We start from the raw sequence: 7382 nt of genomic DNA on the forward strand, positions 1-7382 counted from the left end.
GGGGGAGGCCCCCCAGGAGGACCCCCGGAGGAGTTACCACCAGTCGGAATCGAGCCGGCCCTCGATGGCTCTGATGTTCTCCCGCGCGCAGGACTCGCAGTAGTAGTGGCGGGTGCCGTTCTCCACTGAGCAGGTCCAGGTCGGTGGGGTGCCTTCGGCGACCGTGCCGCAGCGGGAGCACACGCGGTTCTCCGCGTCCGTGGGCTGAGGATTCTGCTGGTCCACCTGGCGACCCTATCGCCGCGCCGGAAGGTTCGCCGAGCACAACGCACCAGCGGGGGGCCGGTCCGTTCGGACCGGACCCCCGCTGGCTGTCAGGGTCACTGACTCTTACTGCATGACCGCTATGGCGAGCGCGCGCCGGGCGCGCAGCGAGGCGCGCTCCGCGCGGCGCTGCATGCGGCGGGCCGCCATCAGGCGCGCGGCCGGGCGTTCCGCCTCGGCTTCGCGCAGGCGTTCGTGCATATGCGCACGAGCCATGGCTTCTGGGATGAGTTGCATCTCTCGGGTCCTGTTCTGGCGCGAGGCGTGCGCGCCGGTGGTGGTGAAGTCTCGGGTCGCGGAGCCTGCGGGCTCGCGGGTGGCTGCCTTCATCGGGGCCTGTTTCTTGGGGTCGTGCGTCAGGGGGCGATCGATTGTTCCGGCGGTGCTCATGCGACGACCGGGTTCTTGCGCGGGCGGCCACGGGGCCGCTTGCGGGCGACCACAACGCCCTGGACGAACAGTTCGCCGCCCCAGACGCCCCACGGCTCACGCCGCTCCTTGGCGCCGGCGAGGCAGGCCTCCATCAGCGGGCAGGTGCGGCAGAGGGACTTGGCGTACTCGACGTCGGCCGGGGACTCGGCGAAGAAGACCTCGGGGTCGTAGGCACGGCAGGGGACGGGTACGCCGAGGTTCTCGATGGCGTCGTCGAGCGCGGTGAGCGCGGTCAGGGGGGTCAAGGTCGGGTCCTCCGTGGGAGTGGGCGGGGAGATCACCTGTGAAGGCGGTACGGACGGGGCGTGCGTTTCGAGTTGCACGGTGGTGTTTTCCTCGTCTGGTCGTGCCGGCCTGGGTCGGCCGGTTGGCGGCTGGTACCGGGTCTTGCTCTTGGCCCCTTCGCTCTGTCTCCCTGTTTTGGGGAAAACAGAAGGGCCGCGGATCCCGGGTGGGGTTCCGCGGCCCTGAAGGCGCCGGTCTGATCGAGGATCAGACTGGATCACTCCAGGGTTCGAGCCCACGGAAGGCCCACATCGTGTGGTGCTGCGTCGTCTGCTTCCGGAATCCGGCACCGGCCGCCGCAAAGGCATAGGCCTGCGCCTGCGCCTTCGCTACTGCTGCTTCCGGTGCCTTGGTCGGTCGCTCATTGCCCTCATTGGCCTCACGAATGGCGAGACCGGCGAGAGGCAGGGCGGAGGGCAGCGGACGCATGGCGGGGGTGCCGCCGGACAGACCGGTGCCCTGGTTCGAGAAGCCGAGCAGGCAGGAAGCGACGACCGAGCGATCGGTCATTTTGGCGGTGCTGTTGAAGCTCTCGTTGATGCTGATCACTGGAATTCGCCTCCTCTCGGCGTCTAGGGGATCGACCGGAACCGATCCTGCGGACTGACAAGTACAGCACGGGACCAGGGCTTCGGAGAAGCCGCCGTTCCCGTGCTTAGAACCTATGGGTCTTCCTTGCGCATGCGCAAACTATTTTTTCGACGAGTTTGAATCATTCTCCGTCGGCGCCCCTTACACCCTCCTGACCTGCGCAGATGGCGAGGACGTCGGCGCCGAATCGGTGGAACTTGCGGACGCCGACGCCTGGGATCCGTGCCAGTTCGCCCTCGTCGTCGGGCACGGCCTCCGCGATGGCGATCAAGGTCTTGTCCGTGAAGACGCAGTAGGCGGGCTGTCCCAGCTCTTTCGCCTGGGTGGAGCGCCACTCCCGCAGCCGTTCGTAGAGGCCTTCGTCCATGTCGGACGGGCAGTCCTCGCACCGCATGAGTTTCATCTCGCCCGCGTCGGTGAGGGTCCGGCCGCAGACCCGGCAGCGGGCCGGGGCGCGGCTCGTGCGCCGGCGGCTGCCGACCGTGGTGACCGCGCCTCCCGTGGCGCTGCCGCGTTCGATGCCACCGGGGCCGCCGCCCGGGGCACGGCCCGCCGTGCCTGCTCCGGAGCCGGGGCGCAGCCCGTCGAGGAAGCGGCTGGGTCGGCGGTTGGGCCGTCCGCCCGGTGAGCGGGACAGGGCCCAGGAGAGGGAGAGGTGGACGCGGGCGCGGGTGACCCCTACATAGAGGAGGCGGCGCTCTTCCTCGATCTGTTCGTCGGTCTTGGCGTAGGTGATCGGCATCATGCCTTCGGCGAGGCCGACGACAAACACCGCGTCCCATTCCAGTCCCTTGGCCGCGTGGAGGGAGGCCAGGGTGACGCCTTCGACGGTGGGGGCGTGCTGGGCGTTGGCGCGCTCGTCGAGTTCGGCCACGAGGTCGGCCAGGGTGGCCTGTGGTGTGGCGCGGGCGAAGTCTTCGGCGAGGCGCACCAGTGCGGCCAGGGATTCCCAGCGGTCGCGGGCCGCGCCGGAGCCTGCGGGGGGCTGGGTCGTCCAGCCTTTGGTGGAGAGTACGGCGCGGACTTGGGAGGGGAGGTCGACGACGTCGTCGAGGAGGGCGTCGTTGCCTCCGAAGCGGGCCGCGCCGCGCAGGGCGGCGCCCGCTTCGCGGACTTCGGTGCGCTCGAAGAACCGCTCGGCGCCGCGCAGCTGGTAGGGGATGCCGGCGTCGGCGAGGGCCTGTTCGTAGATCTCGGACTGGGAGTTGGTGCGGAAGAGGACCGCGATTTCGCTGGCGGGGGTGCCGTCGGCGAGGAGGGTCCGGATGCGGCGGGCGGCGCCTTCGGCTTCGGCGGGCTCGTCCGCGTACTCGGTGTAGAGGGGGTCGGTGCCGGGCTCGCGCTGGGAGATCAGTTCCAGTCGGTGGTCGGCGGCGCGGCCGCGGGCCTGGGAGAGCAGGCCGTTGGCGAGGTGGACGACCTGGGGGGTGGAGCGGTAGTCGCGGACGAGTTTGACGACGGTGGCGCCGGGGTGGCGGGTGCGGAAGTTCAGCAGGTGGTCGGGGGTCGCGCCGGTGAAGGAGTAGATGGTCTGGCTGGCGTCGCCGACGACGCAGAGGCTGTCGCGTTCGCCGAGCCAGAGTTCCAGGAGGCGTTGCTGGAGGGGGCTCACGTCCTGGTATTCGTCGACTACGAAGTGTTGGTACTGGGCGCGGACCTGTTCGGCGATGTCGTGTCGGTCCTGGAGGATGCCGACGGCGAGGAGCAGGACGTCTTCGAAGTCGATGACGGCGCGGTCGCGCTTGAGGTCTTCGTATGCCGCGTAGAGCTGGGCGATCTCGGCGGGGTCGCGGGGGACGTCGCGGCCGGATTTGGCTGCGGCTGCGGCGTAGTCCGCGGGGACGGTCTGGGTGACCTTGGACCATTCGATTTCGCTGGTGAGGTCGCGCAGTTCGTTGCGGTCGAGGCGGATGCGGCAGGCGGCGGCCGCGTCCGCGACGAGTTTGATCTTGCGGTCGACGATTCTGGGGAGGGATCCGCCGACTGCTTTCGGCCAGAAGAACTGGAGCTGGCGCAGGGCGGCGGAGTGGAAGGTGCGGGCCTGGACGCCGGAGGCGCCGAGCTGGCGGAGGCGGCCGCGCATCTCGCCCGCGGCGCGGTTGGTGAAGGTGACGGCCAGCACGCTGGCGGGCTGGAGGATTCCCGCGCGCACCCCGTAGGCGATCCGGTGGGTGATCGCTCGGGTTTTGCCGGTGCCGGCGCCCGCGAGGACGCACACCGGCCCGTGCAGGGCGGTGGCCACCTCGCGCTGCTCGGGGTCGAGCCCGGCGAGCACCGCGTCGGCAGAGTCCGGGACCTGCGGGAAGAGGGTGGAGTGCGTTGCTGATGTCACCCTGCCATGCTGCCAGGTCGCCGGGTGCGGGTGAGCCGGTTGTCCACAGGGGTGGGGCTGCGGTCGTACTAATGCGGGAATGGTCGCCGGGTCACGTACGTTCGTTTCATTGCGAGACGCACCCGAGCTACGAAGGAGCACGACACACATGCCGGGCACTGTGACGATGTACAGCACCACGTGGTGCGGCTACTGCCGCCGCCTCAAGGGTCAGATGGACCGTGAGGGCATCGCGTACGAGGAGATCAACATCGAGCAGGACCCGGACTCGGCGGCTTTCGTCGAGAAGGCGAACGGCGGAAACCAGACGGTTCCCACCGTTCTCTTCCCGGACGGTTCCACGCTCACGAATCCTTCGCTGGCGCAGGTCAAGCAGAAGCTGGGCGTGTGAGCGAGCGAGCCTGAGCCTCGGCGAGCGGGCGTGCTCCTGCGTGAGCGCGGGTGGTCCTGCGGGAGCGGGCTCGCTCCCGCGTGAGCGCGGCTGATTCCCGGCACCCGGGGATCAGCCGAGGCTTCCCGGCTTCGGCAGGGGCTTGCCGTACCAGAGTTCGATCAAGCGGGCCGCGATCGAGATGCCGTAGGGAGGCAGGACCTCCCCGGACTCGAACGCGGCCCGCAGGTCTTCCCGGGAGAACCAGCGGGCCTCGTGGATCTCCTCACCGTCGACGTTGATCTCCGAGGAGGTCGCGTCGGCCATGAAGCCCAGCATCAGGCTGGAGGGGAACGGCCAGGGCTGGCTCGCGACGTACTCGACGTCGCCGACCGTGACGCCCGCCTCCTCGAAGACCTCGCGCCGCACCGACTGCTCGATGGACTCCCCCGGCTCGACGAAGCCCGCGAGGGTCGAGAAGCGTCCCTCGGGCCAGTGCACCTGGCGGCCTAGGAGGATGCGGTCCTCGCTGTCCCTGACCGCCATGATCACGGCCGGGTCGGTGCGCGGGTAGTGCTCGGCGCCGCATGCCTGGCAGCGGCGGATGTGGCCCGCGGCGGCGATGACCGTGCGCTCGCCGCAGCGCGAGCAGAAGCGGTGCAGGCGCTGCCAGTTCTCCAGGGCGACGGCGTGCACCATCAGACCGGTGTCCCGGGGTGAGAGCAGCAGTCCCGCCTCGCGCAGCCCGGCAGGGCGCGCCGACTGGTCCATGCGGCCCGGCAGGGTGTCCTTCTGGAGCGCGAAGTAGCTGACGCCGTCGTCGTCCGTGCCGAGGAAGTAGCGGTGTTCCTCGGTGAGGGGCGCGTCGAAGGCGGGGGTCATGACCAGTTCGGTGCGGCCCTCGGGGGTCTCGTCGATGAGCACTTGGCCGCCGGACACCACGAAGACCCGGGTCGTGGGGTGGCTCCAGGCGGCGGCGAGCCACGCCTCGTCCATGCGGTGGTGGGCCGCGCGGTCGATACCGCTCGGCGCGGTCAGCGAGATGGGCCGGTCTGCGGTGCTGTCGGTCCAGGTGGTCACAGGTGCTTCCAACTCCCCCGATGGAATGGGTGGCTCAGCAGGGCGTGCGGCAGGAGGTGCGCGGCGGGGCGGGGACGGTCAGTGGTCATCGCGCCAGTTCTCCGCGAGGTCGCCCCACAGGTATGCGGTCGTCTCCACGCCCTTGAGGAGGAGGCCGATCTCGACCTTCTCGTTCGGCGCGTGCCAGCCGTCGGAGGGGATGGAGATGCCGAGGAAGAGCACGGGGGCGGCGAGGACGTCCTGGAGGTCGGCGGCCGGTCCCGAGCCGCCCTCGCGCGTGAAGCGGATCGGCTGCTCGAAGGCGCGGCCCATGGCGCGCGCCACGGACTGCAGGGCGGGGTGGTCCAGCGGCGTCAGGCACGGGCGGGTGCCGGGGCTGAAGGTGATGGTGTGGCGGATGCCGGCGGGGATGGTGTCGGCGGCCCAGGCGCGCACGGCCTGCTCGACGTGGTCCAGGTCCTGACCCGCGACCAGCCGGAAGGAGAGCTTCACCAGGGCGGACGACGGGATGATCGTCTTGCTGCCCGCTCCCTGGTAACCGCCGCCGATGCCGTTGACCTCGGCGGTGGGGCGGGCCCATACGCGCTCCAGGGTGGAGTACCCGGCTTCTCCCTGGGTGGCGTGTGACTTGGCGGTCCGCAGCCAGCTCTCCTCGTCGAAGGGCAGCTCGGCGAGGAGTGCGCGCTCGGTGTCGGTGAGTTCCGTGATGCCGTCGTAGAAGCCGGGGATCGCCACGCGCGCGTGCTCGTCGTGGAGGGCGGCGACCAGGCGGGCGACCTCCGTGGCGGGGTTCGGCACCGCGCCGCCGAAGGAGCCGGAGTGGATGTCCTGGTCGGGGCCGTGCAGCACGATCTCGCACTCGGCGAGGCCCCGCATTCCGGTGCAGACGGTCGGGGTGTCCTGCGACCACATGCCGGTGTCGGAGACGATCACCGCGTCGGCGGCGATGCGGTCCTTGTGGGCCTCGATCAGCTCACGGAAGTGCGGGGAGCCGGACTCCTCCTCGCCCTCGACGAGCAGCTTCAGGTTCACGGCGGGGGCGGTGCGGCCGGTGGCGGCGAGGTGGGCTCGGACGCCGAGGGTGTGGAAGAAGACCTGGCCCTTGTCGTCGGCGGCCCCGCGCGCGTAGAGGCGGTTTCCGTCGATGACGGGCTCGAAGGGGTCGGTGTGCCAGCCGTCCTCGCGGGCCGCGGGCTGGACGTCGTGGTGGCCGTAGACGAGGACGGTGGGGGCGTGCGGGTCGTCCGAGGGCCACTCGGCGAAGACGGCGGGCGCTCCCGGGGTCTGCCAGACCTCGGCGGTCGGGAAGCCGGTCTCCTTGAGTCGGCCGGCGAGCCATTCGGCGCTGCGTCGCACGTCCTCGTCGTGGTCGGGCTGGGCCGACACGGACGGGATGCGCAGCCACTCCGCGAGGTCCTTGAGGAAGGCGGCGCGGTGGTTCTCGATGTACGTGCGGACGGCGCTGTCCGGTGTCTCGCTCATGGTCACGAGCCTATCCGCCATCCGGGGTGGGCTCGTGCGGCGGTTCTTCGAGCAGGAGGCGTTCGAGGTCGGCGCGGCCCGGGAGGTTCCTGGGGCGGGCGGTCTCGCCGCTGCGCACGTACAGGAAGGCGGCCTTCACGGACTCCGGAGGGACGCCTTGCTGCTCGGCCCAGGCGAGGCGGTAGACGGCGAGCTGGAGGGGGTCGGCGCTGTGGGTGCGGCTGGTCTTCCAGTCGACGATCTCGTACGTGGTGTCGTCGCCTTCGCCTTCCTTGTAGACGGCGTCGATGCGGCCGCGGATCACGCGGTTGGCGATGACGAACTGGAAGGGCACTTCGACGCGGTGGGGTGTGCGGCGGGCGTACTCGGTGCGTTCGAAGGCTTCCTTGAGGGCTTCGAGGTCGCGCTCGTCGGCGATCTCGGCCTCGCCGGGGCCCGCGCCGGGGAGGTCTTCGGGGGCGAGCATCGGCAGGGGAAGCTCTTCGAAGCGGGACTCGACCCAGGCGTGGAAGCGGGTGCCTCGGCGGGCGGCGGGCTGTGGTGGGC

General features: G+C 70.5%; 9 protein-coding genes. 1 reads left to right on the forward strand and 8 read right to left on the reverse strand.

Features of this window, described 5'->3' with window-relative positions; all coding sequences use genetic code 11:
* Nucleotides 1-33: 33 nt before the first annotated feature.
* The 5 genes from GKQ77_RS23270 to GKQ77_RS23290 all read right to left on the reverse strand — a co-directional run bounded on the left by GKQ77_RS23270 (nucleotide 34) and on the right by GKQ77_RS23290 (nucleotide 4054).
* Entirely contained in the window at nucleotides 34-225 is a 192-nt protein-coding gene (locus GKQ77_RS23270) for a hypothetical protein (RefSeq protein WP_219690871.1), read from the reverse strand.
* A 105-nt stretch (nucleotides 226-330) separates the two neighbouring features.
* Nucleotides 331-654, reverse strand: coding sequence for a putative WhiB-interacting protein (locus tag GKQ77_RS23275; RefSeq protein ID WP_219690872.1), 324 nt, complete (start codon nucleotides 652-654; stop codon nucleotides 331-333).
* Nucleotides 651-1019, reverse strand: coding sequence for a WhiB family transcriptional regulator (locus GKQ77_RS23280; RefSeq protein WP_030780998.1), 369 nt, complete (start codon nucleotides 1017-1019; stop codon nucleotides 651-653). Before GKQ77_RS23280 ends, GKQ77_RS23275 begins: the two co-directional genes overlap by 4 nt.
* A gap of 169 nt (nucleotides 1020-1188) precedes the next feature.
* Nucleotides 1189-1530 carry a hypothetical protein gene (locus GKQ77_RS23285; RefSeq protein WP_219690873.1) on the reverse strand — a complete coding sequence of 114 codons (342 nt, stop codon included), beginning with the start codon at nucleotides 1528-1530 and terminating at the stop codon, nucleotides 1189-1191.
* A 163-nt stretch (nucleotides 1531-1693) separates the two neighbouring features.
* A complete protein-coding gene (locus tag GKQ77_RS23290; protein ID WP_372459962.1) occupies nucleotides 1694-4054 on the reverse strand; it encodes an ATP-dependent DNA helicase UvrD2 in 2361 nt (786 codons plus the stop codon).
* Here GKQ77_RS23290 and GKQ77_RS23295 point away from each other — a divergent pair.
* Nucleotides 4053-4295: a mycoredoxin gene (locus GKQ77_RS23295; protein ID WP_125514988.1), complete on the forward strand. Its 243-nt coding sequence runs from the start codon at nucleotides 4053-4055 to the stop codon at nucleotides 4293-4295. The genes GKQ77_RS23290 and GKQ77_RS23295 overlap by 2 nt on opposite strands.
* 111 nt (nucleotides 4296-4406) lie before the next feature.
* On the opposite strand, the gene nudC is transcribed toward GKQ77_RS23295, so the two are convergent.
* The 3 genes from nudC to GKQ77_RS23310 all read right to left on the reverse strand — a co-directional run.
* Nucleotides 4407-5354, reverse strand: coding sequence for an NAD(+) diphosphatase (gene nudC, locus GKQ77_RS23300; protein ID WP_206302833.1), 948 nt, complete (start codon nucleotides 5352-5354; stop codon nucleotides 4407-4409).
* 78 nt (nucleotides 5355-5432) lie between these two features.
* Nucleotides 5433-6836, reverse strand: coding sequence for a dipeptidase (locus GKQ77_RS23305; protein WP_219690876.1), 1404 nt, complete (start codon nucleotides 6834-6836; stop codon nucleotides 5433-5435).
* A gap of 10 nt (nucleotides 6837-6846) precedes the next feature.
* A partial coding sequence (locus GKQ77_RS23310) for a PD-(D/E)XK nuclease family protein (RefSeq protein WP_219690877.1) occupies nucleotides 6847-7382 on the reverse strand: 536 nt, incomplete at its 5' end.

Source organism: Streptomyces anatolicus (assembly GCF_019400875.1).
Classification (GTDB): domain Bacteria; phylum Actinomycetota; class Actinomycetes; order Streptomycetales; family Streptomycetaceae; genus Streptomyces; species Streptomyces anatolicus.

Coding starts and splice junctions, on each gene's coding strand:
- GKQ77_RS23305 (WP_219690876.1), bottom strand. CDS start 6,836: ATGAGCGAGACACCGGACAGCGCCGTCCGCACGTACATCGAGAACCAC.
- GKQ77_RS23290 (WP_372459962.1), bottom strand. CDS start 4,054: ATGTGTGTCGTGCTCCTTCGTAGCTCGGGTGCGTCTCGCAATGAAACG.
- GKQ77_RS23275 (WP_219690872.1), bottom strand. CDS start 654: ATGAGCACCGCCGGAACAATCGATCGCCCCCTGACGCACGACCCCAAG.
- GKQ77_RS23295 (WP_125514988.1), top strand. CDS start 4,053: ATGCCGGGCACTGTGACGATGTACAGCACCACGTGGTGCGGCTACTGC.